The organism is Jeotgalibaca porci (assembly GCF_011299095.1).
In the GTDB taxonomy this organism is placed as follows: domain Bacteria; phylum Bacillota; class Bacilli; order Lactobacillales; family Aerococcaceae; genus Jeotgalibaca; species Jeotgalibaca porci.
This window is the reverse complement of record NZ_CP049889.1, coordinates 2,178,699-2,205,435: the sequence shown is the minus strand read 5'-3', so window position 1 is coordinate 2,205,435 and position 26,737 is coordinate 2,178,699. Positions and strand designations below refer to the sequence as shown.

Sequence of the window (26,737 nt, the reverse complement as noted above, 5' to 3'; positions counted from 1 at the left end):
GGTAGCAGTTGGCAATAATGAGAATCACCTTAAAACTACCTCTTGTAAACGTATAACCATATAACACCATTTTAACATTTACTTTATATATCGTCCAGTAATGTTGATTTTCGAATGGTTCGGAATGAAGGTTTATTTTTTAATCAGATTAAGAACTGTCTCAACAACAGCGTCAATCGACAGATGCGTCGTGTCTAATTCAACGGCATCATCTGCTTTTCTCAGCGGTGAGGCTTCACGATTCATATCGTAATGGTCACGGGCCTTCATATCCTCGGTTAACTGCTCCAAGGAAACAGTCATGCCTTTAGCGACTGACTCGTGATATCTTCTTAATGCGCGCTCTTCCGCTGAAGCAACGAGATAGATTTTCAAATCTGCATTTGGTAGAACGACGGTACCGATATCGCGGCCATCCATGACAATGCCGCCTTTTTCTGCGAAGCGTTGTTGCCTTCTTACCATTTCCGCTCTCACTTTTTCATGAGAAGAAACAACACTGACATTTTTTGTTACATCTGTCGAACGAATCGTTTCTGTTACGTCCTCATCATTTAAGAAGACGGTTTGATGCCCTTCTACTTGTGTCAGATGAATCTCACTCTCATCCAAAACGGCAAGAATCGCTGGTTCACTTTCCAAATCAGCACCTTTTCTCAGTGCGGATAAAGTAAGTGCACGATACATTGCCCCCGTGTCCAGATACGTCGTGCCAAGACGCGCTGCTACTTTTTTGGCAATAGTACTTTTTCCGGCTGATGAAGGGCCATCGATTGCTATGTTATATTGTTCCAAGAACGAAACCTCCTGATAAATAGACCAAGGTCCGCGTAATCGCAGACCTTGATGCTCTGTTTCACTGATTATTATTCTTTAACTTTTAAGGCAGTTCCAACTTCGATACTATCAGTTGTGATGCCATTAATTTGCTTCAAAACTTCTAAATCCATACCATGATTTAATGCGATACGATATAAGTTATCTCCGGCTTTAACAACGTAAGTACCTGTATATTCTCCGTCTGTAGGTGTCGATTCTGGTTGTTCTTCACTTTCAACAGGTTGAGACTCAACAGGGGCTTCAACTGGTTTACTGGACTCTGATTCTTCAGATTCACTTGAAGAACGACTCGAACTTTCTGATGATTCAGCAGAACTTACTGCGGATTCAGAACTTTCTGTTTCGCTGCTTTCTGTTTCAGATTCACTGCTCTGTTTATTCATCAAGACTTGTTCTGGTGTTTGTGGGTCAGGCGTCGTGCGTGATCTCTCACTCCAGTAATAGGTCGCAAACGGAATGATGAGCAAGGCTAAAAAGAGAAACAAGAGCACTTTATAAAGGGGTGCTACTTCTTGCTTTTGTGTATTCCGGGCTGACCGAGAATATTTTCTATTGTTGAAGTTTTCATCTTCACCAAACCGGCGTGACCATGGCTCTTCGTTATTATTTTTCTTACTCATCTGTCTTATCCTCCTAAAGATTCATCGGACTTATTGTAGCACATTTCTCGTTCGAAAAAAGGTATTTTCACAAAAGAAAAAGACCTTTAATAATTTCTTTCCAATTGTCATTGCTTTTTCCCTCTTCTTTTGAATAATTATAACTATTCTTTATAGATAGTAACAGCTCTGCCGTATCTACTTGGCAGCTTGAACAGCACCAATCAGGTTTTTCGGTATCACCATACTTAAAATAGTCAGCCACCCCTTCACGTTTACAATCACGTCTTGTTATTAACTTACCTATTGCAGTGAAGTTATTTACACGTGTCTGAATACGCTTCTCAATAAGTTGCATTGCACTATGTGGCGACAATGCTTGGGCGGTTATAATCTGAAGCATCGCTAAATCCGAATCTGAAAAGGCCATAGCTTCCAATTCAACTTCAGAGTATTTATTAGCCACTAGTGTCTCGGTTAATCTGGTTTCCCGAATCATTTTATATTTAAAGACGGCATCTGATTGTGAATAGAGTAAAGTTGCGATACTTTGCTCACCATCGCGACCCGCTCGTCCGATTTCTTGCAAATATTCCTCAATAGCATTAGGCATGTGATAATGAATAACAAAGCGAATATCTTGTTTATTAATCCCCATCCCAAATGCTGAGGTTGCACAAATAACATCCAAGTTCCCGTTTAAGAATTGTCTTTGAATAGTTTGCCGGTCCTCAGAGGTACGATCTGCATGATAGGTATCAATCCGAAGTGTGGTTGCTTGCTTCAGCAACCAGCATACTTCCTCAGCACGCTTCTTACTGCTGAAATAAATAATGCCCGGCGGTGTATATGCAGCCATCATCTGAACTAATAATGAATCTTTCTCATGAGCATCCACTTCCAGAAACTGATAAAAGATGTTATCCCGGTTCGGGCTCGATAGATGAATGGCCGTCTCCCGATCATTCAAATGCAGAGCGTGGATAATTTCTTCTCGAACAAGTTGAGGAGCGGTTGCCGTTAAGGCTAATGTTAATGGGTTTCCCAGTTTTTCTCTGACTTCTCCCAATAACAAATACTCTGGCCTGAAGTCTAATCCCCACTGCGAAATACAATGTGCTTCGTCCACTACAAATAAGGCTATTTTCATGGTATTTAACTTTTGAAGCAACCAAGGAGATTGAAGCATTTCTGGTGACAAGAATAAAAATTTATAGTAATCAATTCGACTCTCTACCAATCGTCTTTCCTTTTTTGAAAGCATACTATTTAAAGCTGCCGCTCTTTTTTCACCGGATTGGTTCAACTGAAAAACTTGATTATCCATTAAAGACAGTAACGGTGACACCACCAAAACCAAGCCATCCAGACTATAACCGCAATATTGATAAATCAATGATTTACCTGTTCCGGTGGGCAGAACTGACAAGGTATGATTCCCTTCGAGAACACTCGTAATTGAGTCACGTTGTCCCGCTCTAAATGACTGATAACCAAACCACTTATTTAAATTTTCTAACAAGGTTTCATTTTCTATCATCATGCACTTCTCCTTTAACTTGCATCAGACGACTTTGGAAAAACGAAACATCTGGAAATGCTTGTTGGATCTCATTATAATCAACTGGTTTTCCTGCTAATATTTCGGCTTCTATGTAAGCCAATTGTTCTTCACTTAAAAATTCTTCATAAGGAAAGGTCTCATATAAAATTGCCATCTCCGTTAAATGATCATTAATGGTACTTTGTTTTAAGCGTCTCCTTTCGGCAACTTGCTCAAGCGATACGCCGTCCGCCCACATACGATAGGTTTCTTGCGTACTCTCAGAACAAAGACCGGCATTCCTTTTTAATTCAGCCAGTATAGTAGATAAGAGCGGATATTCTTGCGGTTTTTCGTTTACCGTTATTAGTAACTGAATCCACTCTCTCTGTAAGAGTACATAAACCTCTACTGGATCGCGATTATATTCATCACTCATTTGTTTGTTAGTCTGTTTGGATTTGTGGTATCCCTCAAACTGCGCGACAAATATTTCTGGATTTTGTATCTCCGGTTCAGCCAGTATTCGCAACCACTCTTCTCCAAGAATTTTACTTTTACTTACTGATGTCAAATCATGTTTCACTAAAAAATGCTTAAGCCAGCGTTGTTCAAATAAACGCGGTTGAATCGGATAATATTTTTTACTTTCATGTACGCGTTCAGATAAGACTTGCGTTAAAAAAAGGCAACGCATCTTAAATAGCGCTGAAATAGCTTGATATTTCAACTGTTCTTTCAAATCTGGTCTCGCATGGCTCATGAAATACTGATGTTTCCTCTGACTGCCTTCTGCTGTAAGTTGATATTCGGCATTCAAAAGCTCTAATTGCATCATGAGTTTTATTCTTTCTTCAAAAAATGACTGTTGCAACTTTGGAAAAAACGCATAATAAGCTTCTAAATCCATCCGCTTCGCCTGCATAAGTACAGAAACCGTGCGCTTTCCGGACAGAATATGAAAGAGAGAGTTTATTTTACGAGATTCTTTTGTTGAAAACAGATCCAAAAAAAGATAATCTAAATAAGTAAGTTCCACTTACAACACCTCAGTTAAATAATAATAGAAAGATGTGTTCTTATGCATTATACCAAAATAGAACGTGAATCATGCATTGCATGTGGTTTATGTCAGCTTATTGCCCCCAATCTTTATGAATATGACGAAAATGGTATAGCCTATACTGTTCAAGATAATAATGCTGGAATCACTCCTATCTCAGAAGATGAATTTGATTCTTTCAAAAAAGCCTACACGAGTTGCCCTACTGGTGCAATTAAACGTTCAACTACTCCGTTTGAGTAGACCTATTCATATATAAGCAAAAAAACGTGATTTCAATTTAAATAATTGGAAATATTTAAAAGAAGAGGAGCTGGAAATATTTTCCGGCTCCTCTTTCTGTCTGTTATGATGCTTTCTCACTCTTATTTATTTATATTGCATCATCCGATGATTCTTTTCCAACCACGGTCTAAGTTTCGGCATAACAACCATGACCGCTGCGCCCATAATAACTCCTTTAATAATATTAAAAGGTGCCACACCAGCAACGATATAGTCGCGTAAATTACCGACACTGAAATTCAATATATTTAAATACAAAGGTGTTATGATTAACCAGTTCGCTAGCGTCATAATAACAGTTAAAGTAATTGTTCCAGATACAAGCGCTATAACTAATGTTTTTTTAGTTTTTGATTTTCTACCAATAAAGTAGATAGGTAAACAGTATGAGAGAGTCGCCAGCAAGCTCGCGAAGTCGCCGATAGGATAACCCATATCGCCACCTGTTTGTATGTAGTGCAAAATAGATCTAACGAGAGCGGATAAACTGCCGCCAGCAGGTCCATACAAAATGTATGAAACAAGAATAGATAAATCGCTAAAGTCTATCTTCAAATACGGAAAGGCCGGCAATATTGGAAACGCAAAAAACATGAGTACAAATCCCAATGCCCCAAATAATGAAATACCAACAATGCGATGTGTCTTACTTTTTAACATATGAAATCCTCCTGTTGAAACTATCTCAGAGAAGAATCCAATGATATGAAAAAAAGAATCCATTACTCCTCTATCTTCAAAAAAAAGAAAATGGGAGAAATGGATTCTATGGCTTTTATACATACCAAAGAAACCTAATCTTCTTCCATCCAGACTTTACTGTCGGTACTGGAATTACACCAGCTCAGCCCATATTTCGAAAAATATGAGGTCGTGGACTTTACCACCGGTCGGGAATTACACCCTGCCCTGAAGACGTTTCGATATATTTATTTACAACTTCTACTATAGCGGATACTCGTTCAGTAGTCAACTATCTAATTCGAATTAAAGGTATTTAGTTTGAAATAGAAATTAAAGGGGCAATCGAATCACAAAAGAGGTTCCTTTATTTTGGGTGCTCTCTACCTCGATTTTGCCACCATGTTCTGTGATCACTGTATAAACAAGCGATAACCCAATACCGGATCCATTATTCTTAGGCATCGTTCGCGCCTTATTATCTTTAAAGAAACGTTCAAAAATAAAAGGAATGCTCTCTTTGCTGATACCTATCCCATTATCTGACACCGTTATTACTAAATCATCAACCAACTCATCCAAACCGACCTCTATATGAATGTAACGTTTATAACGTAAATCAGGATCGGCAGCATAATGAATCGCATTGTCGATTAAATTATAAATGGCATGATGCATTTTTTCCTCATCCATTTCATAATGAGAAGTGCCCGGTTTAACTACTAAATCACATTCTATCTTTTCAGAGTTTAATCGTTCGGTAAACCGATTGATTACTTTATGGAAGAATGCTGAAATAAGAACACTTTCCTTATTAAGTTCGGAAAATCCTGCTTTCGTTCGCGAGACCGTTAACAGACTCGTTATCATCTGACTCATTTGAGTGGCTTCATCGTGGATAATCCTTGCCATTTCATTTTTCTCATCAGTTGTTTCTGCAATATCATCTTTGATTGCTTCACTATATCCTTGAATTGTTGCCAGTGGCGTGCGCAAATCATGCGATACATTCGTTATCAAATCTTCTCTAATGGATACCAATTGTTTATCTGTCGTAATATCCTTCGTTATCAAGAGTACGCCCTGCGTTTTTAGTTTTTCATCGATTTCAACTGGAATAAAACGGACATCAAAGATTAATTGATTGTGCTGAATTTCCACCTGAATGGGTTCATTCGTTCGCCAAGCCTCAAAGATGAGTGATTCATAATATGAGTCGATTCCAAATCGGCCTTCATCATTTTTGATATAGGACGTAAAGAAGCGCTGTCCAATTGTATTTAAATCGGTTATTGTGAAATCCTCTTCAACATACAAGACGCCTGTATCCAATGAGTTATAAACATGCATTAAAAGCTTACGCTCTTGCGTGTTAATAAGACTGGTTGCTTCTAACGTTTTGCCCATTTTATTTAAGGCAATTCCTAAGTTATCGATTTGATCATTCGATTGCAGTTCGATACTATTTTCAAACTTGTTCTCAGAAAATTCATAGGCAAGTTCGGTCATTTGCGAAATGCGAGTAAAGACACGTTTGTTCAGGAAAAGCACTAACACAAAGAAAATCGTGATTAAAGACATAACCAGACCGAAGTCTAAGAGCTCTTTATTATGCAAGTAACCTTCAAAAGCAGTCGCATTTTTAGAAACAAGAATGAAACCTGCTTTCGTTCTTCTCTTCAACGAGAAAAAGGAATAGGTTTCGTTAAAATCATCTTGATATGAAAAATACACAGGCTCGGGAGCTCTGTTATCTAAAAACTCTTGCCCATCTTCCGAATGAATAAATACAGACTGTAAAAGTGTCGAAAGTCCTGCAGATGCCAATTCTTGATTCAATTCTTTCGTTGTACCTTCTTGAATAAGGATTACACTTACATCTGGCGCAACTTGCAAATCAGAAAAATTCATGTCTGGATGGTCATTAATAAACTTCTCGGCTTTATTCAAAGTAACAGTCACGGAGTCCATATATTCTTGTTGAATCGTACTTTGATAATTTTTCCGCTCCAACTGATTAAAAACAGTCACGATAACTAAGGTAGAAATGATTAGAATAAAAGCATTGCGTAGATTAAGATTTTTCCTTTTCATAGCTCACCTCAACTATACTCTGAGTTTTGGCTTTACTCGCCTCGTACAGGCGAGAATTTATAGCCTGTTCCCCAAACCGTTACAATCATTTTTGCAGCCAGATTGGATTGCTTCTGGAATTTTTCACGTAAGCGTTTTACGTGCGTATCGACTGTTCTCAAATCACCAAAGTGGTCGTAACGCCAAACTTCCTTTAAGAGCATCTCTCTGGTAAACACACGTTCTGGATTACGAACCATGTACAAAATCAAATCAAATTCTTTTGGGGTTAAAACAAGCGGTTCACCGGCTGCCAAAACGAGACGCGAATCGGGATGAATTTCTAACTCTGAAAATGTGATTATCTCTGGTTCGGAATGATAGACTTTCGTACGTTTCAATAGTGCATTGACGCGCAACATCACTTCTCTCGGACTAAACGGCTTCACAATATAATCATCTGCTCCGACTTGGAAGCCCTCGACACGATGAATTTCTTCACCACGTGCCGAAATCATAATGATTGGTGTTTCTTTGACTTTTCTGACTTCCTTAATGATTTCCATACCGTCTATCCCCGGTAACATTATATCCAGGAGCACTAAATCATAGTCTTTGGCTAGAATGAGCTTAAGGGCAATATCGCCGTTTGCGACCTCTTCTGTTTTGTAGCCCTCTTTTACCAAATATAGATTTAATAATTTCCTGATTCGTTCTTCATCATCAACGATAAGTATCTTAGCTGTTGTCTCCACTAAACCAATCACCCTCCTTGATAGAAATACAAGTTATTATTGTTGTTTTGCCATATTTTTCATTTTTTCGATTTCAAACGCTTTTAAAGGTCGGTACATCCCTGGTTGTAAGTTTCCTAACGTCAAGAAACCAAAACGCTCTCTTTTTAACTTTGTAACTGGACAGTCAATTGCTGCGAACATCTTCTTAACTTGATGATTCCAGCCTTCGTGAATTGTTAATTCTACAACTGCTGTTCTATTTTTAATGTTTTGTGAAATTAAGCGTGTTTTTGCTTTGGATGTTTTTTTGCCATCAATAACGACACCACGCTCTAAATTGAGTAATTGTTCCCGTGTCGGGATTCCGTTTACCTTGGCAACATACGTTTTTTCAACATGATGCTTTGGATGCGTCAAGAGATTTGCAAATTCACCATCATTTGTCATAAGGAGTAATCCAGTTGTATCGAAGTCTAAACGGCCAATCGGATAAATTCTTTCTTTACTACCTTTGAAATAATCATTTACTACAGTACGATCACGATCATCTGATACTGCTGACAAAGTATTTTTTGGTTTATAGAATAAGTAATAAACAGGCTCTTCGCGGTAAATCGGCAGGCCATTTACTTCAATTTTGTCGCGGTTTGAAACTTTAATTCCTAGTTCCACAACACGCTTACCATTAACCGTTACGCGACCCTCTGTAATCAACTCTTCTGCTTTTCTTCGTGATGCAACACCTGCGTGGGCAATCACTTTTTGTAGTCTTTCCATAATATCTCCTCTATTCTTCCTCATTCATTGGGAAGTCTTCTTGCTCGAATAAATCGAACATTTCATCATCTGTTATATCAAACAGTCCTTCAGCATTCGGTAAATCTTCCAAGTCTTTCAACCCAAAATAATTCATAAAATAATCTGACGTACCATAAATAATCGGTCTACCTGGCGTTTCGGCTCTACCTAGATCTTTAACCAATCCTCTTAAAACCAAACGCTGTAACATATTTGCAGACTGCACGCCTCTTATTTCATCAATTTCGATACGCGTAATCGGCTGTTTATAAGCAATGATTGCCAATGTTTCTAAGGCTGCTTGCGAAAGATGTGAAATGAATGGAGATACAGCATATTTCTTAATCAATTCGGAATAGCGGCGCTTTGTTGCCAATTGGTAACGACTCCGCGTTTCGATTACAGTTAACCCGGAACCTTCCTTTTCTTCATATGATTTTTGTAATGCTAATACCAAGTTATGAGCCTCCAATGGCGTCATCTCCAATAAAACCGCCATTTCTTCCAGCGTCATGCCTTCGTCTCCTGCAATAAATAAAAGGCTCTCTAAAGCACCCGTTCTCTCTTCCATCAATTACTCACTCTCCTGCAGCCTTTCCAGCAATATTTCGCCATATGTAAAATCTTGCTTAAACATAATTTTACGTTCTTTTACTAATTCCAACATTGCTAAAAATGTATTTACAATAGCTGTTTTGGAAGGAATTTCGAAAAATGAAGTGAAGGGAAGTTGCATACTTTTTTTATTCGTACATTCTTCAAAGCGGCCCAAAATATAAACCATCGTCCGTTCAACAGAAATTTCTTCATGATTCATCTTGGCGCGCAATGGTTTCTTCTTTTGCATCCGTTGATACATCTTCTGAAGGGCATGCATCAAATCGTCACGTGACACTTCTCCAGGTTCAAGAGGTATCGACTGGCGATAATGCTCTAAGTCAGCTGGAAGTTTTGTGAAGTATTCTCCCCGCTCTTCCTGCATCTCTTTCAAGAGTTTTGCTGCTTCTTGAATCCTTTTATACTCCAATAGCTGTTGAATTAATTCTTCGCGTGGATCAATTCCCTCTTCATAGAAATCTTCTTCGATTTCTATCATCTTCTTGGGTAAGAGCATCCTGCTTTTAATTTCAACTAACGTTGCAGCCATTAACAAATAATCTCCAGCAATATCAAGACGTAATTCTTGCATTGCATGAAGATATTGGAAATATTGTTCAGTTATTTCAGCCATTGGAATATCAAGGATATCCACTTTTAATTCTTTAATCAAATGCAACAAAAGATCTAAAGGTCCTTCGAAGCTTTCTAATTTTATCGTTAAAGACTCTTGTTCATTGGTCATGGTTGGTTCCCCGAATTATCTGTTTCATTCATTTTTTGAGCCCACTTTGCAATTAAAGGTGCTGTTTCCAGTGTTCCGTTAATCGCGTGATCTGGGAAGTGGCTTTGTAATTTATCTAACGTTTTGTAAACAATCCCCTCGTTACGAAACGATGGATTGATAGCTAAGTGACGAACTAATACGACGACATCATTGTATTCCAAACCAATAATGCCAACAATATTCTCTGTCTCTTTATCTTTCCACAAATATAACCGTTTATCTTCGGAATGAATATAACTTTCCATTTCATCTAGTAAACGATCGACTGCTTTAAAGTCTGCAATGTAGGAAAGAAGTCCCATGGCTATTTTTTCATAATTCTGGTTATAAGAAATTAGCACTTTATTCTCCTCACATCTATAGAAATGATTATTAAGCTTCCTAACCCTGAAAATCCAAAGGTTACTTTACCACACAGGGTCAGGAATCTCAAATAATCAGTCAAGCTGCTGACTAAATTTCTTTTAGGATATTTTTAAGTAGCTCTTTAAATGTGTGGTTCACACGTGTTGTTGTTTCAACTACTTCATCATGATTTAAGTTGGACTGCATACCCGCAGCTAAATTCGTAATACATGAAATACCGAAAATACGTAAGCCGGAATGACGGGCAACAATTGCTTCTGGAACAGTTGACATTCCTACTGCATCAGCGCCTAATGTACGCGACATAACGATTTCAGCTGGTGTTTCATAAGTAGGTCCACTGAAGCCCATATAGACTCCCTCTTTAATAGTTACATCCATCTTAGTTGCTACATCTTTAATAATTTCTTGGTACTCTTTATCGTATGTCGTACTCATATCTGGGAAACGTGGTCCCATTGCGTCATCATTTTTCCCAATTAGCGGATTTTGTCCTGTAAAGTTCAAGTGATCCGTAATTAGCATCAAATCGCCAGGTGTGAAATCAAAGTTAACCCCACCTGCTGCGTTCGTAACTCCGATTGAGTGAACACCCAACAGTTTCATGATACGGACTGGCATCGTTACTTCTTGAATGTGGTAGCCTTCATAGAAATGGAAGCGTCCTTGCATCGCAATAACTTTTTTACCAGATAATGTACCGTAAACCAACTGGCCTTTATGCCCCGCAACCGTTGAAGTTGGGAAGTTAGGAATTTCGTCATAAGGAACTGCAATCGGATCGCTAATCTCGTCAGCCAAGTCACCTAGGCCAGACCCTAAAATCAAACCAACTTCAGGCTCCAAGAATCCTTTTAATTTTAAATAAGCTGTCGTTTCTTCTAATTTTTCCATTGTAATATACATATTTTGCACTCCTATAGTTTTATATTTAGTTTAAGTCTGCTAAAAAGCTCTTTCCATTCTCTGTTTCTTTCACTTCAAAGTTGTCTACGACTGTTTGAGCGATATCAGAGAAATAGCCTTGCGGAAGCTTGCCTGCTTTTTTCATTGATTTGCTGTAAGCCAATAATGGTACATACTCACGTGTGTGGTCTGTTCCTGGAGCTGTCGGATCGTTTCCATGGTCAGCTGTGATAAGCAGTAAATCATTTTCTTCCAAAGCATTTAATATTTCTGGAATCCGCTTATCGAAGTCCTCTATTGCTTGTCCGTATCCTTCTGGGTTACGACGGTGTCCGTATACCGCATCAAAGTCAACTAAGTTCAAGAAACTGATTCCCGTGAAATCACGTTCCATAACTTTAAGCAATTGATCCACACCGTCCATGTTGCTAACAGTACGAACAGAATCAGTAATCCCTTTATCATTAAAAATATCGCTGATTTTTCCGATTGCAATGACATCCAAGTCAGCATTTTTCAAATGATCCAACGCTGTATCTTCAAATGGACTCAAAGCATAGTCGTGACGATTACTTGTACGAGCAAAGTTGCCTGGCTCGCCTAAGTAAGGACGTGCAATAATACGGCCAATCATGTATGGGTCTTCTAACGTGATTTCACGTGCATATTCACAAATTTTGTAAAGTTCTTCCAAAGGAATAACTTCTTCATGAGCAGCAATTTGCAATACCGAATCCGCTGAAGTGTAAACGATCAGGTCGCCTGTTGCCAGTTGATGCTCACCGTATTCGTCTAGTATTTCTGTCCCACTTGCTGGTTTGTTTCCGATGATCTTACGATTTGAAAAAGTTTCAATCTTTTCAATCAGTTCTTCTGGAAAGCCGTCTGGGAATACTTTAAATGGTGTCTCAATATTCAATCCCATAATTTCCCAGTGACCAGTCATTGTGTCTTTACCAACTGAGATTTCTTCCAATTTTGTATGGTATCCCACGTAGTTTTCTACGGGCTTAATTTCCTTAATATCGGCAATATGACCCAGGCCTAACTTCTCAAGCTCAGGCACGTTCAATCCAACCGTTTTTGCGATATTACCCAGCGTATCCGCACCAACATCGCCAAATGCCGCTGCATCCGGTGCTTCGCCTATCCCCACTGAGTCCATAACAATAATGTGTATACGTTTATATTTTTTCATATTTTTTCTCCTTTCAAGCTCTCGGGTGGTGTTTACGATATGATTCAACCATCCGCTCTTTACTAATGTGTGTATATATTTGTGTTGTTGAAATATCCGAATGACCGAGCAACTCTTGCACAATCCGCAAATCAGCGCCATTTTCTAAAATATGCGTTGCGAAAGAATGTCGGAGCATATGGGGAGAAACATTCTTGTTAATTCCTGCTTCTCTGACCAATATTTTCAGATTCTTCCAGATTCCTTGTCTGCTGAATCCCTTGCCATGAAAGTTCAAAAAGACATACGGTGCGTTCGCTCTTCCATGCGATAAAGCTGGACGGCTCGTTGCCAAGTACTCTTGCATCCAATAAGAAGCCTCTTCGCCCAGTGGCACAATCCGCTCCTTATCACCTTTCCCTATCGTTTGGATGAATCCTAATTCCAAGTGAAGCTCGGTTAAGGTAAGTGTGATTAATTCTGTTACCCGAAGACCCGTCGCATAAAGGACCTCCAAAATAGCCCGGTCCCTTAATCCCAGAACCGTCTTTACGTCTGGTGCAGCGAGAAGTTGTTCTACTTCTGCCATGCTTAATGATTTAGGCAAACTTTGTTTCTTCTTAGGCATCTTCAAGTCATCCATTGGATTTTTCATAATTATTTTCTCTTGTACCAAATACTTATGAAATTGCCTTAAAGCTGATATCATCCGACTTATCGAACTCGTTGCCAGATTTTCTTCATTTAAAATCGTTAAATAAGCTTGAACATCTAATTTCGTCACAGCATCAAAGGTCGGAATTTTATGTTCCTCTAAGTAACGACAAAATTTCAGCAAATCTCTTCTATAACTTTGAACGGTATTGACGGCAAGTCCTTGTTCAATTCTTAGATGCTGTAAGTATTCTTGAATAATATCATCCATTGTTAGCTCTCATCTCTTTCAGCGAATTGACAGATTTTACAGACCCCATGAAAAGTTAACCGGTGATCCATAATATTAAAGTGATAATCTGTCTCAATTTTCTTTTCGATGTCGAATAATAAGTCCTCGAATACTTCTTCAATTTCGCCACACTTCACACACAATAAATGATGGTGAAAGTGGCCTGTTTCTTTCCGCTTCAAATCATAGCGGGCAATACCGTCTTCAAACACTATTTTTTTTACAATCGTTAGTTGAGTAAGAATCTCTAACGTGCGGTAAACAGTCGCCAGTCCAATATCGGGATGCGAACGTTTGAGGAGCATGAATAGTTCTTCCGCGCTCAAATGTGCTGTTTTATGCTGTATCAAGACTTGAACTAAAGCTTCTCTTTGAGGAGTCATCTTAAAGCCAGCTCGTTGCAACTGGCTTTTGATATCACTTATAGATAGTTGTAGCATTCTACTCCTCCTCTAAAATTTTACTTCGTTCCTTCAGTCTTTAGCTTGGTTTGTCCGTCTTCTTGAATGATTAAGCCTTCCTTCATTAAACGACCCAATGCACGTTTAAATTGCGCTTTACTGATACCAAAGTAATCGCGGATATCATCTGGATCACTCTTGTCGTAGTAAGGTAAGGATTGTGTTGCGCTTCTTTGTAAGAGCGTTAGAATCATTTGTGCATCGCCTTCTAGTGCTTCATGTACACGTGGTTTTAGTGATAAATTCAACATACCGTGCGGGCTCACACCAATAACACGCGCATTAACTTGTTCACCAAGACGCGGCTCAACTTCTCGTTCTGTTGGGTGGATAAAGCCGATGTAGTAATCATCGGTAAGGATAAATGTCCCAACCATTTTCAAACGATAAACTGTCCCTGTTACGTCTTTATTCCGCCAATCGTCGCCTTGCGGTATACGTGCAATAGAGCGCATTAATTCTTCGTCTGCCAATTCTCCCCAAATACGATCCTTGTCATCTACAGTTAAGCCAATCATCAAGCGATCGCCTTTTTTCGGCCACAAGCTTTTAATATCAGAAAGAAAATCCAGTGAGACAACAATCTCTTTGTCAGGAAGTCCGATGTCGACAAAGACACCTAAATCTTTTCGAACTTCAACGACTTCTCCCCAACCAAAGTGCCCAACCTGACTTTTTGGAATATTTGTAGTGAAGGATAACTCTTTTTTAATTGATTCATAGGCGAACCCTTCAATTGTATCCCCTAAGTCAAGTTCTGCTTCTACCTCTGTTTTTGCCAGTCGATATGTAACGCCACTTTTTTGAACAAAGTATGCTTGTTCATTTTTGTCCGTTACCAGTGCTGTAACAACTGTTCCCAGATCTTTATTCATGTCTTTCCTCCGTCTGGACTCTGCCTTCGAATCCGCTTTATTCTTCGTTATTTATGTCTTTTAACGCTTAGTGTTATTTTATCATAATTCCCGCTGTTTGTTTCAAATAAGGTCAATATTCACAAACAAAAAAACTGGAGAAAATACACAAACCGTGTATCTCTCCAGTTTTGTTTACTTTTTAGTTAAAGATTAGATTGCTGTAGTTGTGCCACGATAGATAATTCCGCGACGTGCATCAACAGTGATAATTTCACCGTCTGTAACTAATGTAGTTGCATTTTCTGCCCCTACAACTACAGGAATACCTTGTGCAATTGCAATAACAGCAGCATGGCTAGTCAATCCACCAGTTTCTACTACGATTGCGCTTGCTTTTTCGATAGCTGGCATGTAGTCTTTATCCGTCGTTTTAACAACTAAGACACAATCTTCTGTTGCGTTTTTGTTCGCTTCTTCAGCTGAACTCGCTACAACTGCTTTACCAACGATTGCTTTATCGCCAATTCCTTGACCATCAATCAATTTAGATCCAAGTAGTTGAATTTTCATCAAGTTCGTTGTTCCACGCTCACCAACTGGAACACCAGCTGTAATAATAATCAAGTCACCTTCAGATGCAAAACCACTTTCCTTAGCAACAACAGTTGCTAGGTCCATCATTTCATCAGTTGAAGCTGGTTTAGTAGTTACAAATGGATAAACTCCGTATGATAATGATAAACCACGTGCTTGACGATCAGAGAATGTAACAGCAACAATATGAGCTTTTGGACGGTATTTAGAAATCATACGCGCTGTATGTCCTGATTCTGTTGCAGCCACGATTGTTTGAATGTTCAAGTTACGTGCTGTATGACCAACCGATTGGCTAATAGCTTCTGCCATATCAGTGTTTGAGTAAGCTTTAAGTGCGAATGAATCACGGCCAACTAATGCATCTTCCGTACGTCTTGCAATTGTAGCCATTGTTGTAACAGCTTCTACTGGGTAATCTCCAGCTGCTGTTTCACCAGAAAGCATAACTGCATCTGTTCCATCAAAGATTGCATTCGCAACGTCTCCAGCTTCCGCACGTGTCGGACGTGGGTTACGTTGCATAGAGTCTAACATTTGTGTAGCTGTGATAACTGGCTTACCTAGACGGTTACATTTTTCAATCAACATTTTTTGTGCGATTGGAACTTCTTCCGTCGGGATTTCAACACCTAGGTCACCACGAGCAACCATGATACCTTGAGAAACTTTCAAGATTTCATCAATGTTGTCTAGACCTTCTTGGTTTTCGATTTTTGGAATAATTTGAATATGCGTTGCATTATTCTCTTCTAAAATTTCAGTAATTGGCAAGACATCACTTGCACGACGAACGAAGCTCGCTGCGATAAAGTCTACATCTTGTTCGATACCAAATTTGATATCGGATGCATCTTTTTCAGTGATACCAGGTAAGTTTGTGGAAACGCCAGGGACGTTAACACCTTTTTTATTCTTCAAAATTCCAGAGTTTTTTACAAGCGTAACAATTTCCCCGTTAGCTTTATCAATTTCAGTTACTTCCAAGTCAACCAATCCATCATCAAGTAGGATGTGGTTACCTACAACAACGTCATCAATTAGACCAGGGTAGGAAATTGAAAACTTCTCTTTGGTTCCTTGTACTTCCGTCATTGAAATACGTACTGTCTCACCAGAAACCAAAGATACGATACCATCTTCCATATTATGCGTACGGATTTCTGGTCCTTTCGTATCAAGCAGAATACCTACCATTTTTCCTGTAATACGGGAAGCTTCACGAATATTTTTAATACGTGCTAAATGTTCTTCATGGTCACCATGTGAAAAATTTAAACGTGCAACGTTCATTCCTGCTTCAATCAATTGAACAAGTGTATCGATTGTTTCACTTGCTGGACCAATCGTACATACAATCTTGGTTTTCTTCATACTTAAAACTCCTCTATGCAATTATAGTTAAAGAAATCAGAATGAGATTTCTTTGTTGATTTGGTAAAGAGATAGATATGGAACATCACGTTTTCTCTCTAACGTCTCTATTATATCATTAAAGACGACTTGAGAGCCACTTATGCCGATGCACAGTCCTCCCTTTCCTTCCTTAAGTAATTGTACCGCATTATAGCCAAATAAACTACCTAAAACTCGATCTCTTGCAGAAGGTGATCCTCCACGTTGCACGTGTCCAAGTACAGTCACGCGTGTATGGTAATTTTTGTACTCTTGTAACTTTTCTGCAAATTCGTTTCCGTTCATAACACCTTCAGCAAGCATAATGATGGTATGTTTTTTACCGCGTCTACGACCATCTTCAATTTCCTTAACAATTTCGTCCATTGAAAAGTTCATTTCCGGGATGACAATACTCTCTGCTCCACTACCGATACCTGTCCATAGTGCGATGTCCCCAGCATTTCTACCCATTACTTCGATAACAAATGTACGAACATGACTTGTAGCTGTATCACGAATTTTATCAACTGAGTCTAAGACCGTATTGATTGCAGTGTCGAATCCAAGTGTATACTCTGTTCCTGGGATGTCATTATCAATCGTTCCTGGAATAGCAATAGTTGGGAAGCCTAGTTTAGACAACGCTGCTCCACCACGGTAAGAACCGTCTCCACCAATAACAATCAGACCATCAATACCAAACTTCTTAAGTTGTTCAATTCCTTTTTGTTGCCCTTCGACGTTACTGAACTCTGGATAACGTGCCGAATAAAGAACTGTACCTCCACGTGCGATTGTATCGCCCACATCGTCTACTGTCAGACGATGGATATCTCCGGCAACCATTCCCGCGTAACCATAGTTAATTCCGTAAACCTCTAGACCATCATAAATACCTTTACGCACAATTGCGCGAATAGCTGCGTTCATTCCGGGTGCATCCCCACCACTTGTTAAGACTGCAATTCGTTTCACAATATTCACCTCATTAAGTAATTTGAAAAAGTTAAATCAGCCAGATTTTATCTGGACAATTTACCTGCTAGCTTACATTCCTTATATTACCACTGTTTTCATCTAATATCTTAAATCAAATCATAGAAAGAAACAATTGTTAACGGTAACAGGACCTTTATTATTTTACCACAACATTAGCTAATCCATACATTTTTTTTATTTCATTTATAACCGTTTCTGTTGGATTGAAATGATACATTTGATCCAGCAATATTTTACGGTTATTTACCGTATCAACAACAATGGTACGGCTTCTTCCAGGATTAGCTTTCAGTAGCTCTTTTAATTGGTCAAACTTCTCTTCATTTTCACTGGTTACCCTTATAAAACAGGTGATAGGTTTGTTTTCACGCTCAGAAATATACGTCTCAATCGGAATCATTTTTTGAATGATTAGCGATTCTTTATCTTTTCCACGCTTATTATCCAGTTTTCCAGAAAGCACCAGCAACTGTCCTTCCTGAAGGACCTTCAGGTGCGCACGATACGTTTCCGGAAAAAGTGTTCCGCTCATTACGCCCGTGGCATCCGTTACCGTTATAAAGGCCATGTTATCGCCTTTTTTGGTCTGAATCTTTTTAACCTCTTTAATAAGTCCCATAGTTTGACCAGTCTTATTGGGTTCCATTTCTGTCAGATATTTCATATTATCTTCTTTATACAAATAATGGTATTGATCTACTGGGTGGCCGACTAAAGCAATACCTAAGTATTCTTCTTCCATTTCTGCCAATTCCGGTGCCTTGAATTCTTCCACTTCCACATACTTCGGTTCTAACACCTGAAACAAATCAACGTTATTGCCACTATAAGCGACACTGGCTAACATGCCGGGCAACGATTGCTCTAAGCTTGCGCGATTGTAACCAAAACCATCTAAAGCGCCACTACCGATTAGCGGCATAATCATTTCCGGTTTTAACCATTTTTCCGGTAAACGCCGTAATAAATGAACAAAATTTTGATACGGACCGGAACGATTTCGTTCTGAGAGGATGGCTTGAATAAAGTCACGTCTCACACCTTTTATCGCACCAAGTCCAAATTGGATCTTATTATCTTTCAGAGAAAACCCCCAAGAACTCGTATTGATATCCGGATACCCAATCGCCAGTTTATTTTTCTTCATGTCCAGAACGTAGTCATTCATTTTGTCCGAATGTGGGTTAATCGAGTTCAGCAATGCCCCATAAAATGCTGCCGGATAATGAGCTTTCATATAAGCCATTTGATAAGCAATGTAAGAATAAGCTACCGAGTGCGAACGGTTGAAACCATAGTTGGCGAACCGTTCAATGTAATCATATACTTGAGAAGCCGTTTCTTCTGTATAACCGTTTTTTAGGGCACCTTGAACAAAATACTGACGCTGTTCATCAATGGCCTCTTTTTTCTTCTTCCCAATCGCACGTCGTAAAATATCGGCTTCACCTAAAGTAAATCCAGCTAATTTCGAGGCGACCTGCATAACTTGTTCTTGGTAAACCATGATTCCATATGTCACTTTTAGAATTTCTTCCAAGTTGGGATGCGGGTAGATGATTTGTTGCTTCCCTTTTTTACGGTTAATAAATGTTTCGATTTGTTCCATTGGACCTGGACGGTAAAGAGCATTTACTGCAACCAAATCTTCAATGTTTTCAGGACCTAAACGTCTTAAAACATTTCGAATTCCCCGTGACTCGAACTGAAATATCCCATTCATGTCCGCACTTCTGAACAAGTCCAACGTGGCGGAATCATCAGTCGGGATCGAAAAAATATCTAGTGTTGTATTGTTTTGCTTCTCAGCAAGCCGAACGGCATCATTTAAAATAGTTAAGTTCTTTAAACCTAGGAAGTCCATCTTCAGCAAGCCGATTTCTTCTATATTCCCCATTGGATATTGTGTTAAGAGAATATCGCCATCGCGATGCTGGAGTGGAATTAATTCCATGAGCGGCTGGCCGGAAATAACCACCCCCGCAGCATGTGTTGATATGTGACGGGGGACCCTTCTATCTTCATGGCTGTTTCAAAAAGCAACTGATTTTCACGCGAGGACTCCGTCAGTCTCTGCAATGCCGGAGATTGCTTCCAGGCATCTGCTAAACGAATACCTAACTGAGCCGGAATCGCAGCTGACCATTCGCCTGCTTCTTGTGTTGTCAGACCAAAGACACGTGCTGTATCTCGAATAGCCATCTTAGCTGCCAATGTACCAAATGTAATAATTTGTGCAACGTGTTCATGACCATATTTTTTATGAACATACTGTAAGATTTCGTCCCGTCGATCATCCGGAAAATCCAAATCGATATCCGGCATGGTGTATCTTTCTTTGTTGAGAAAACGCTCGAACAGCAAGTTATAAGCAATGGGATCAACATGGGTGATTCGTAATACAAAAGCGACCAACGAGCCTGCAGCGGAGCCTCTCCCTGCTCCAGGTAATACCTTTACACGCCTTGCATAGTCCATGACATCCCAAACGATTAAGAAGTAATCATCAAACCCCATTTCGTGAATAACAGATAGCTCATACTCTAGTCGCTTGTTGTACCGCTCATCCGCATCCGGAACTCTTTCCGCCAAACCTTCATAACAAAGCTTTCGTAAATAATCCGGTGTCTGTACACCTTCTTCTAAAGGGTATTCCGGCAATAGATTTTGATGTAACGGTAAATCGACGGCAATCTGATCAGCAATTTTCTGTGTTTGGGCAACTGCTTCGCCTAACCCTAACTCCGTGAAATGGTGAGCGATAACTGCTTCTTCAGGTAAGAAATGTGTGCCGGTGATAGTCCCATCCAGCACCTCTATTTGTTCGCCGTCACCAATCGCTTTTAAAACGTTCGTACTGAAATAATCATTTTTATTTAAATACCGGACATCATGCATAGCGACTGTTAGTAATGTGAGTTTATTTGCTATTTCTGTTAAAGGTTTTATTAGTTGCTGAAGCTGGCGATGAATCTGCACCCCTATAAAGAAATGTTCCGCTGGAAATAATTGCTTCCAAGCCTCAGCCACTTCTTCAGCTTTAGTTTGCTCGTTTTGTAACAACAACTCCTCAATTTCGCCTGTTTCACCCGGAGTGATAGCAAAAATATTTTCCATCCCTATTTCCATTGCTTTTTTTAGTGCAAGGAAATCATTTGTTGAGCGAACCGTCGATAATTCTAAAAGCTTCTGATAACCGACGTAATTCTTCGCCAGAAATACCATCGTGAATGTTTGATCTGTCAGCACCAATCCAGGCATTTCGAGCTGAATCCCGATTAATGGTTTTATATGGTGTTTTTTACATAACTTAAAGAAATCAACCTGACCATACATATAATTGAAGTCTGTCAGAGCAAGCGAATTGTATCCTCTTTGTTTGGCCGATAGAACTAAATCCTCAAGAGCGGTCGTTGTCTGCAAGAGCGAAAAATGACTAATTACTTGAAGTTGAACGAATGCCATTGCATATATTCCCCCTTCCTATCCATATGTTATTATATACGATTGACCTGATTTAAAGTAGTTCTACTTGTTACTAATTCTTGTGTTATTTCATAAACGTGATAATATTATGAAGGAGAGAAGGTGCAAGAAATGAGATACTTGGTAACTTTATTCTGGGGCTTCATCCTAGGCCACGTCGCTTTCTATATCGGAAGTGCCCTTGAAGGAAACGGTTATAATTTCGCCTACGCTTCCATTCTCGGTCTGTTCACCGGACTAGTTGTTATTGGTCTAACAGCAATGTTTCCCAAAGACAAAAAAATGGAAGTTAAATAAAGTAACAATAAAGCTCTGAGAGTCCCTCATATAGGATTCTCAGAGCTTTATTGTGTCTAGAAGATTAAACTAACCCTTCTATTTTTTTACAAACATTGCATCACCAAAACTAAAGAAGCGGTAACGCTCTTTAATAGCATGGTGATACGCATGCAAGACATTCTCTCTGCCTGCAAATGCACTTACCAGCATTACCAATGTTGATTTTGGCAAGTGGAAGTTCGTAATAAATGCGTCCACTACTTTAAATGTGTAACCAGGTGAAATAAAGATATTTGTCCAACCGCTATCAGCTTGAATGTCGCCATCGAATTTCGTACCGATTGTTTCTAAGGTACGGATAGATGTTGTTCCCACCGCAACTATCTTCTTGCCCGCTGCACGTACATCTCTCAAAGTCTGTGCAGATTCCTCTGATAAGTCATAAAATTCGGAATGCATCTCATGACTGTCCAAGTCGTCTGCAGAAACCGGTCTAAAGGTTCCCAAACCAACATGTAGGGTTAGATAAACAATTTTAACCCCTTTTGCTTCGGCTTGTTTCATCAAATCTTCAGTGAAATGCAGGCCAGCTGTCGGTGCTGCTGCAGAACCATTTTCTTTCGCATAAACTGTTTGGTATCGATCAGCGTCATCCAGTCTTTCTTTGATGTATGGCGGTAGCGGCATTTCGCCTAAACTTTCTAATGTTTCCAAGAAAATGCCGTCGTATTGGAATTCAATAATACGACCACCGTGGTCCAATACTTCTTTCACAACAGCCTTTAAAACACCGTCTCCAAAGGAAAGAACGGTTCCCACCTTCGCACGCTTCGCTGGTTTAACAAGTGTTTCCCACTGATCACCTGTCGTATTCGTCAAAAGTAACACTTCCATATGTGCACCAGTGTCCTTTACACCATGTAATCGCGCCGGTAAAACACGTGTATTATTTAGGACTAAAGCGTCTCCCGCTTCTAATTCATCCAAAACGGATGGGAAATGTTGATCGGAAAGTGTTCCGGATAAAGCATCCAAAACTAAGAGACGAGAAGCAGAACGGTCTGTCAAAGGTACTTGGGCAATCAGTTCTTCTGGTAAATCAAAATCAAAATCGCTTGTTTTCACATTAATTCCTCTATTCATTCTTATATCTATTCATTCGTTTTAGGTAGATCGTACCCCAGATGATCGTAAGCAATCGGTGTTACAACCCGACCTCTTTGCGTTCTCTTTAAGAACCCGATTTGTAACAAGTACGGTTCATACATATCTTCAATCGTGTCACGGTCTTCTCCAATTGTGGCTGCAATAGAGCCAATCCCGACTGGTCCACCATGATAATAATCAATCATTGTTGTTAAAATTTGTCTATCAATTGCGTCTAGACCTTCTTTATCTACTCGCAGAAGCGTAAGGGCTTTGTCTGCCAGTGGACTGGTTATAATCCCATCTGAATAGACTTGCGTATAATCTCGCACTCGCCTCAATAAACGATTCGCAATCCGTGGTGTCCCACGTGAACGACGTGCAATTTCAAGTGCTCCTTCTTCTTCGATAGAGTTATTTAAAACACCGGCAGTCCGCGTTACAATCTTAGTCAAATCCACAACGTCATAAAATTCCATTCGCAATACAATGCCGAAACGTGCTCTCAGCGGTGCAGATAAGCTCCCTGCTTTTGTTGTCGCACCAATCAAAGTAAACGGCGGCAACGTGAAATGAACGGGACGAGCATTCACGTCTTGCCCCACGATAATATCAACGAAATAATCTTCCATTGCCGAGTACAAGATTTCTTCAACAACTCGTGGCAAGCGATGTATTTCATCGATAAACAAGACATCTCCAGGTTCTAGTTCATTTAACAGAACCATCAAATCGCCCGGCTTTTCAATGGCCGGACCACTGGTTGTATGAATATTTACATTCATTTCATTCGCGATAACACGTGCGAGCGTCGTCTTTCCAAGTCCCGGAGGCCCGTAAAGTAGCACATGGTCCAATGCTTCGTTACGGAATTTAGCCGCTTCAATGTATATTTGTAATTCATTGGTTACTTTCGTTTGGCCGATATATTCTTTTAGCGCTTGAGGGCGAAGCGATTGCTCGATAATTTCTTCGTTATCTTCTACAACGTCACTTGATAGCATGCGAAATTCATCCATACTCTACCCCTCCTAACTCTTCAGTATCAACTTAAAGGCAGCACGTAAAACTTCTTCAGTACCGCTGAATGTCTGTGCTTTTAATTTCGGCAGCACTTTATTAATTTCACGAACAGAATAACCCAAGCCTTGCAGTGCTTCTTCTGCTTCAGCAATATATGCATTTTCATCCGGCGCAATGACTATCGGCTCGTCTACGCTGATTTCTCCGAGCAATTCAGTCAGCTTCCCTTTCAAATCCAAAACAATTTGAGAAGCGGTTTTCTTACCTACTCCTGGGAATTTTGTCAAATACGTACTGTTCTCTGTCTCGATTGCTTGAATCAACCCTTCATGGTCACCATTTGCCAATATCGAGAGACCACTCTTCGGTCCAATTCCGGATACACTGATTAGTTTAAGGAAGAGCTGTTTGGCTTTAAAATCTTCGAAGCCATACAAAGTCATACTATCTTCACGAACTGCCTGATGAAGATAGATTTGCACATCCTCATCTATTGAGGATGAATAACGGAAAGGATTTGCTACAAGAATTTGATAGCCGATTCCATTCACATCGAGAACAACATAAGTTGGGTAAACTGCGACGAGAAGACCTCGCATATATTCATACATGTGCCTTTCCCCTTTCGTTTTTTCTATCATCTATCATATCACACGCTGCGTTATGCGTGCAGTAAAATTACAGCATTAAGAAAGGACCTCAGTGAATAAACACTAAGAGGTCCTTTCTGGAAAGGGATCTTATTCGAATAACGACATGTAGTCGCCATATCCTTCTTTTTCCAAATCTTCATAAGCAACAAAACGCATTGCAGCAGAGTTGATACAGTAACGCAAGCCGCCCATTTCTTCTGGTCCATCTTCAAAAACATGTCCCAAATGCGAATCAGCTTCACTACTGCGCACTTCTGTTCTTTCACGGGCTAATTTCGTATCCACTTTTTCAGTTAACTTAGCAATTGGTTTAGAGAATGAAGGCCACCCACAACCAGCATCATATTTATCTGTCGAGCTGAATAGCGGTTCGCCACTAACTACATCTACAAAAATGCCATTTTCATAGAAGTCATCGTATTCACCAGAGAAAGGTCTTTCCGTTGCTTCATTTTGGGTTACTTCATATTGTAGTGGTGTCAACTTTTCGCGTAATTGTTCTTTATCAGTCATTTTTACATTCCCCTATTCATCATTTTGCTTGGTTATATTTTATCTTATATGTTTGAATATTCAAAGGAATCAGGCTTAGTGTGCATCTTGAATTCGTTTGAACATCTTTTCCATGTCCACATTGGAAAAATGAACTAATACAGGCCGACCATGTGGACAATTGTAGGGGTTTTTCGCCTGAGCTAAGTCGGCAAGTAATTGGCGTGCCTCATAGTCAGGAAGATAATGATTCGCTTTGATGGATCGCTTACAACTCATCATTATAGCAGTTGCTTCACGCAATTTTCTTACTGATAAGGACGCATCCGTCAGAACCATCTGTACGATGTCATTGACGATCCCTTCTTCCTGTCCCGGCTTAAACCATGTTGGATGCTGGGATAAAAGGAAGGTTTGTTTCCCAAACGGCTCCAGGAAGATACCAATTTCCTCTAATTTATCTTGATTATCCTGCACTTTCAAAAATTCATCCATAGTTAAATCAACTGTAATCGGAATAAGTAAACTTTGTTGATCACGGGCTACATTTGCAATCTCATCACGGTAATACTCGTATTTAATTCGCTCCTGAGCGGCGTGTTGGTCAACCATGTATAATCCGTTATCATTTTGCGCAAAGAGATACGTCCCATGCATCTGTCCAAAATAATAGAGCTCTGGGAATGTACGTGTGACTTCCCCTTCGTTTTCTATTTTCTTAACAGTTTCCAGAATAGCTTCGTCGTGATTCTCAGGTGGCGTGTAGTCGTGATTATCTGCTAAAGGCTCTACCGTTTCCTCCACGACTTCTTTTGGTACAAAGGTTGGCTCAAGCCGTTGCGACTCCTCACGCACAGGCGAAGGAGTAAAGGCTACTTGCATTTGTTCATGCTGAACGGCTTCTTCCATTGGCTTCCGTTTAAATGATAGATTATCCAATCCACTTGGAATCGAAACAACTTCTTTCAAGGCAGCTTGAATAGCTCTGATGATTAGAGCGGAGAGCTCACTTTCCTTGCTGATACGAATTTCTTTTTTTGAAGGGTGAACGTTAACATCCAGTAGCAACGGATCAGTTTCGATGATAATTACTGCAATCGGAAAGCGTCCGATCATCAAGCGCGAACCAAAACCTTCTACAATCGCTTTTTGCAAGTTGTAATTTCGGATATACCGCCCATTCAATACAAATGTCATATAATTACGACTGGCACGGGTCAATTCCGGCTTACTAACAAACCCACTCACCTTAAAATCAAGATCTTCAGACGCGAGTGTTAGCATTTTTCGGGCTGCATCGGTACCATATACACCGGCAATAGCTTGTTTTAAATCGCCATTGCCAGAAGTACGCAGCATCTGATTGCCTTCGTTGATTAAGCGAAAGGCAATCTGCGGATGACTAAGTGCCAGACGATTCACAATATCCGAGATACTAGCTAATTCGGTTTGGACTGTCCGAATATATTTCAAGCGTGCCGGCGTATTATAAAAGAGACTCTCGACTGTTACGGTTGTCCCTTTTCTGGCACCGTGTATACGTTCCTCCACAAGGGTGCCCCCTTCGATGTAGACATGCTTACCAGGTAAGTCGGTTGTCGCGGTCTCAAGTGTCAACTTGGAGACAGAAGCTATACTGGGTAAGGCCTCACCCCGGAAACCAAGGGAATGAATCCGAAATAAATCCTGAGTTGTATATATTTTACTGGTAGCATGACGTTCAAAAGCAAGCATTACTTCATCAGGGTGGATGCCATCGCCGTTGTCACTGACTTGAATTTTCTTCAATCCAGCTTCTTCAATCAAAATATCGATTTGCGTACTTCCAGCATCAATCGCATTTTCAACCAATTCTTTTACTACTGAGGATGGCCTTTCAATTACTTCTCCGGCAGCAATCTGATTGGATAGTTGCTCAGATAATGTTTTTATTGTTGCCATATTTTATCAT

Annotated in this window: 26 protein-coding genes, 1 pseudogene and 1 riboswitch; of the genes and pseudogenes, 2 read left to right on the top strand and 25 right to left on the bottom strand. The window is 39.8% G+C overall.

What is annotated here, in order from left to right; translation table 11 throughout:
* Positions 1–132 precede the first annotated feature (132 nt).
* The 4 genes from cmk to G7058_RS11080 form a co-directional block, all read right to left on the bottom strand.
* On the bottom strand, positions 133–795 hold the full coding sequence (gene cmk, locus G7058_RS11095) for a (d)CMP kinase (protein ID WP_166063583.1): 663 nt from the start codon (positions 793–795) through the stop codon (positions 133–135).
* 71 nt (positions 796–866) lie between these two features.
* A complete protein-coding gene (locus G7058_RS11090) occupies positions 867–1,460 on the bottom strand; it encodes a LysM peptidoglycan-binding domain-containing protein (RefSeq protein WP_166063582.1) in 594 nt (197 codons plus the stop codon).
* A 67-nt stretch (positions 1,461–1,527) separates the two neighbouring features.
* Positions 1,528–2,982 (bottom strand): RecQ family ATP-dependent DNA helicase, encoded by a 1,455-nt coding sequence (locus G7058_RS11085; protein ID WP_166063581.1) that lies wholly within the window; start codon positions 2,980–2,982, stop codon positions 1,528–1,530.
* Complete coding sequence (locus tag G7058_RS11080) at positions 2,966–4,021, bottom strand: helix-turn-helix domain-containing protein (RefSeq protein ID WP_166063580.1); 1,056 nt, start codon at positions 4,019–4,021, stop codon at positions 2,966–2,968. The genes G7058_RS11085 and G7058_RS11080 overlap by 17 nt, the downstream gene beginning before the upstream one ends.
* Positions 4,022–4,063: 42 nt before the next feature.
* Here G7058_RS11080 and G7058_RS11075 point away from each other — a divergent pair, with 42 nt between their 5' ends.
* Positions 4,064–4,288 carry a ferredoxin gene (locus tag G7058_RS11075; RefSeq protein WP_166063579.1) on the top strand — a complete coding sequence of 75 codons (225 nt, stop codon included), beginning with the start codon at positions 4,064–4,066 and terminating at the stop codon, positions 4,286–4,288.
* Positions 4,289–4,414: 126 nt separating this feature from the next.
* On the opposite strand, the gene G7058_RS11070 is transcribed toward G7058_RS11075, so the two are convergent.
* The 16 genes and pseudogenes from G7058_RS11070 to dnaE form a co-directional block, all read right to left on the bottom strand.
* Positions 4,415–4,990, bottom strand: a complete 576-nt coding sequence (locus tag G7058_RS11070) for an ECF transporter S component (protein ID WP_166063578.1) — start codon at positions 4,988–4,990, stop codon at positions 4,415–4,417.
* Positions 4,991–5,123: 133 nt separating this feature from the next.
* A riboswitch (FMN riboswitch) is annotated at positions 5,124–5,251 on the bottom strand.
* A 93-nt stretch (positions 5,252–5,344) separates the two neighbouring features.
* Complete coding sequence (locus G7058_RS11065) at positions 5,345–7,105, bottom strand: sensor histidine kinase (RefSeq protein WP_166063577.1); 1,761 nt, start codon at positions 7,103–7,105, stop codon at positions 5,345–5,347.
* Between the two features lie 32 nt (positions 7,106–7,137).
* Entirely contained in the window at positions 7,138–7,851 is a 714-nt protein-coding gene (locus G7058_RS11060; RefSeq protein ID WP_319593427.1) for a response regulator transcription factor, read from the bottom strand.
* Positions 7,852–7,875: 24 nt separating this feature from the next.
* Entirely contained in the window at positions 7,876–8,598 is a 723-nt protein-coding gene (locus G7058_RS11055) for a pseudouridine synthase (protein ID WP_166063575.1), read from the bottom strand.
* Between the two features lie 10 nt (positions 8,599–8,608).
* On the bottom strand, positions 8,609–9,190 hold the full coding sequence (scpB, locus tag G7058_RS11050) for an SMC-Scp complex subunit ScpB (RefSeq protein WP_166063574.1): 582 nt from the start codon (positions 9,188–9,190) through the stop codon (positions 8,609–8,611).
* 3 nt (positions 9,191–9,193) lie between these two features.
* Complete coding sequence (locus G7058_RS11045) at positions 9,194–9,961, bottom strand: segregation and condensation protein A (protein ID WP_166063573.1); 768 nt, start codon at positions 9,959–9,961, stop codon at positions 9,194–9,196.
* Entirely contained in the window at positions 9,958–10,344 is a 387-nt protein-coding gene (locus G7058_RS11040) for a GNAT family N-acetyltransferase (RefSeq protein WP_166063572.1), read from the bottom strand. The genes G7058_RS11045 and G7058_RS11040 overlap by 4 nt, the downstream gene beginning before the upstream one ends.
* 112 nt (positions 10,345–10,456) lie before the next feature.
* Positions 10,457–11,275, bottom strand: coding sequence for a purine-nucleoside phosphorylase (locus tag G7058_RS11035; RefSeq protein ID WP_166063571.1), 819 nt, complete (start codon positions 11,273–11,275; stop codon positions 10,457–10,459).
* 25 nt (positions 11,276–11,300) lie between these two features.
* Entirely contained in the window at positions 11,301–12,473 is a 1,173-nt protein-coding gene (gene deoB / locus G7058_RS11030; protein WP_166063569.1) for a phosphopentomutase, read from the bottom strand.
* Between the two features lie 13 nt (positions 12,474–12,486).
* Positions 12,487–13,377: a site-specific tyrosine recombinase XerD gene (xerD, locus tag G7058_RS11025; RefSeq protein ID WP_166063568.1), complete on the bottom strand. Its 891-nt coding sequence runs from the start codon at positions 13,375–13,377 to the stop codon at positions 12,487–12,489.
* A 2-nt stretch (positions 13,378–13,379) separates the two neighbouring features.
* A complete protein-coding gene (gene fur, locus G7058_RS11020) occupies positions 13,380–13,838 on the bottom strand; it encodes a ferric iron uptake transcriptional regulator (RefSeq protein ID WP_166063567.1) in 459 nt (152 codons plus the stop codon).
* A 20-nt stretch (positions 13,839–13,858) separates the two neighbouring features.
* Positions 13,859–14,734: a CvfB family protein gene (locus G7058_RS11015; RefSeq protein WP_166063566.1), complete on the bottom strand. Its 876-nt coding sequence runs from the start codon at positions 14,732–14,734 to the stop codon at positions 13,859–13,861.
* 192 nt (positions 14,735–14,926) lie between these two features.
* Positions 14,927–16,684 carry a pyruvate kinase gene (pyk, locus tag G7058_RS11010; RefSeq protein ID WP_166063565.1) on the bottom strand — a complete coding sequence of 586 codons (1,758 nt, stop codon included), beginning with the start codon at positions 16,682–16,684 and terminating at the stop codon, positions 14,927–14,929.
* A 36-nt stretch (positions 16,685–16,720) separates the two neighbouring features.
* Positions 16,721–17,683: a 6-phosphofructokinase gene (pfkA, locus tag G7058_RS11005; RefSeq protein ID WP_166063564.1), complete on the bottom strand. Its 963-nt coding sequence runs from the start codon at positions 17,681–17,683 to the stop codon at positions 16,721–16,723.
* A gap of 160 nt (positions 17,684–17,843) precedes the next feature.
* The gene (locus tag G7058_RS11995; protein WP_264372335.1) at positions 17,844–18,275 is read right to left on the bottom strand and encodes an OB-fold nucleic acid binding domain-containing protein; all 432 of its coding nucleotides are present in this window, start codon (positions 18,273–18,275) and stop codon (positions 17,844–17,846) included.
* A 6-nt stretch (positions 18,276–18,281) separates the two neighbouring features.
* Positions 18,282–21,172 (bottom strand): annotated as a pseudogene (dnaE, locus tag G7058_RS11000) (DNA polymerase III subunit alpha); the annotation flags it as partial.
* Between the two features lie 132 nt (positions 21,173–21,304).
* Here dnaE and G7058_RS10995 point away from each other — a divergent pair.
* Positions 21,305–21,490, top strand: coding sequence for a YjzD family protein (locus tag G7058_RS10995; RefSeq protein ID WP_166063563.1), 186 nt, complete (start codon positions 21,305–21,307; stop codon positions 21,488–21,490).
* A gap of 78 nt (positions 21,491–21,568) precedes the next feature.
* Here G7058_RS10995 and queA read toward each other — a convergent pair whose 3' ends face one another.
* The 5 genes from queA to mutL all read right to left on the bottom strand — a co-directional run bounded on the left by queA (position 21,569) and on the right by mutL (position 26,727).
* Positions 21,569–22,615: a tRNA preQ1(34) S-adenosylmethionine ribosyltransferase-isomerase QueA gene (queA, locus tag G7058_RS10990; RefSeq protein WP_166063562.1), complete on the bottom strand. Its 1,047-nt coding sequence runs from the start codon at positions 22,613–22,615 to the stop codon at positions 21,569–21,571.
* Positions 22,616–22,623: 8 nt separating this feature from the next.
* A complete protein-coding gene (gene ruvB, locus G7058_RS10985) occupies positions 22,624–23,637 on the bottom strand; it encodes a Holliday junction branch migration DNA helicase RuvB (RefSeq protein ID WP_166063561.1) in 1,014 nt (337 codons plus the stop codon).
* Positions 23,638–23,649: 12 nt separating this feature from the next.
* Positions 23,650–24,252, bottom strand: a complete 603-nt coding sequence (gene ruvA / locus G7058_RS10980; RefSeq protein ID WP_166063560.1) for a Holliday junction branch migration protein RuvA — start codon at positions 24,250–24,252, stop codon at positions 23,650–23,652.
* A gap of 129 nt (positions 24,253–24,381) precedes the next feature.
* Positions 24,382–24,807 carry a peptide-methionine (R)-S-oxide reductase MsrB gene (msrB, locus tag G7058_RS10975; RefSeq protein ID WP_166063559.1) on the bottom strand — a complete coding sequence of 142 codons (426 nt, stop codon included), beginning with the start codon at positions 24,805–24,807 and terminating at the stop codon, positions 24,382–24,384.
* A 75-nt stretch (positions 24,808–24,882) separates the two neighbouring features.
* The gene (mutL, locus tag G7058_RS10970; protein ID WP_166063558.1) at positions 24,883–26,727 is read right to left on the bottom strand and encodes a DNA mismatch repair endonuclease MutL; all 1,845 of its coding nucleotides are present in this window, start codon (positions 26,725–26,727) and stop codon (positions 24,883–24,885) included.
* Positions 26,728–26,737: the final 10 nt, after the last annotated feature.

What these genes read in the sequence shown, in the direction of transcription:
- G7058_RS10995 (WP_166063563.1), top strand. Translation starts at nt 21,305, where the DNA reads ATGAGATACTTGGTAACTTTATTCTGGGGCTTCATCCTAGGCCACGTC.
- msrB (WP_166063559.1), bottom strand. Translation starts at nt 24,807, where the DNA reads ATGACTGATAAAGAACAATTACGCGAAAAGTTGACACCACTACAATAT.
- scpB (WP_166063574.1), bottom strand. Translation starts at nt 9,190, where the DNA reads ATGGAAGAGAGAACGGGTGCTTTAGAGAGCCTTTTATTTATTGCAGGA.
- deoB (WP_166063569.1), bottom strand. Translation starts at nt 12,473, where the DNA reads ATGAAAAAATATAAACGTATACACATTATTGTTATGGACTCAGTGGGG.
- G7058_RS11995 (WP_264372335.1), bottom strand. Translation starts at nt 18,275, where the DNA reads ATGGCCTTTATAACGGTAACGGATGCCACGGGCGTAATGAGCGGAACA.
- G7058_RS11045 (WP_166063573.1), bottom strand. Translation starts at nt 9,961, where the DNA reads ATGACCAATGAACAAGAGTCTTTAACGATAAAATTAGAAAGCTTCGAA.
- G7058_RS11085 (WP_166063581.1), bottom strand. Translation starts at nt 2,982, where the DNA reads ATGATGATAGAAAATGAAACCTTGTTAGAAAATTTAAATAAGTGGTTT.
- mutL (WP_166063558.1), bottom strand. Translation starts at nt 26,727, where the DNA reads ATGGCAACAATAAAAACATTATCTGAGCAACTATCCAATCAGATTGCT.
- ruvB (WP_166063561.1), bottom strand. Translation starts at nt 23,637, where the DNA reads ATGGATGAATTTCGCATGCTATCAAGTGACGTTGTAGAAGATAACGAA.
- G7058_RS11015 (WP_166063566.1), bottom strand. Translation starts at nt 14,734, where the DNA reads ATGAATAAAGATCTGGGAACAGTTGTTACAGCACTGGTAACGGACAAA.
- G7058_RS11035 (WP_166063571.1), bottom strand. Translation starts at nt 11,275, where the DNA reads ATGTATATTACAATGGAAAAATTAGAAGAAACGACAGCTTATTTAAAA.
- fur (WP_166063567.1), bottom strand. Translation starts at nt 13,838, where the DNA reads ATGCTACAACTATCTATAAGTGATATCAAAAGCCAGTTGCAACGAGCT.
- queA (WP_166063562.1), bottom strand. Translation starts at nt 22,615, where the DNA reads ATGAATAGAGGAATTAATGTGAAAACAAGCGATTTTGATTTTGATTTA.
- G7058_RS11065 (WP_166063577.1), bottom strand. Translation starts at nt 7,105, where the DNA reads ATGAAAAGGAAAAATCTTAATCTACGCAATGCTTTTATTCTAATCATT.
- G7058_RS11055 (WP_166063575.1), bottom strand. Translation starts at nt 8,598, where the DNA reads ATGGAAAGACTACAAAAAGTGATTGCCCACGCAGGTGTTGCATCACGA.
- pyk (WP_166063565.1), bottom strand. Translation starts at nt 16,684, where the DNA reads ATGAAGAAAACCAAGATTGTATGTACGATTGGTCCAGCAAGTGAAACA.
- ruvA (WP_166063560.1), bottom strand. Translation starts at nt 24,252, where the DNA reads ATGTATGAATATATGCGAGGTCTTCTCGTCGCAGTTTACCCAACTTAT.
- xerD (WP_166063568.1), bottom strand. Translation starts at nt 13,377, where the DNA reads ATGGATGATATTATTCAAGAATACTTACAGCATCTAAGAATTGAACAA.
- G7058_RS11075 (WP_166063579.1), top strand. Translation starts at nt 4,064, where the DNA reads ATGCATTATACCAAAATAGAACGTGAATCATGCATTGCATGTGGTTTA.
- G7058_RS11090 (WP_166063582.1), bottom strand. Translation starts at nt 1,460, where the DNA reads ATGAGTAAGAAAAATAATAACGAAGAGCCATGGTCACGCCGGTTTGGT.
- G7058_RS11070 (WP_166063578.1), bottom strand. Translation starts at nt 4,990, where the DNA reads ATGTTAAAAAGTAAGACACATCGCATTGTTGGTATTTCATTATTTGGG.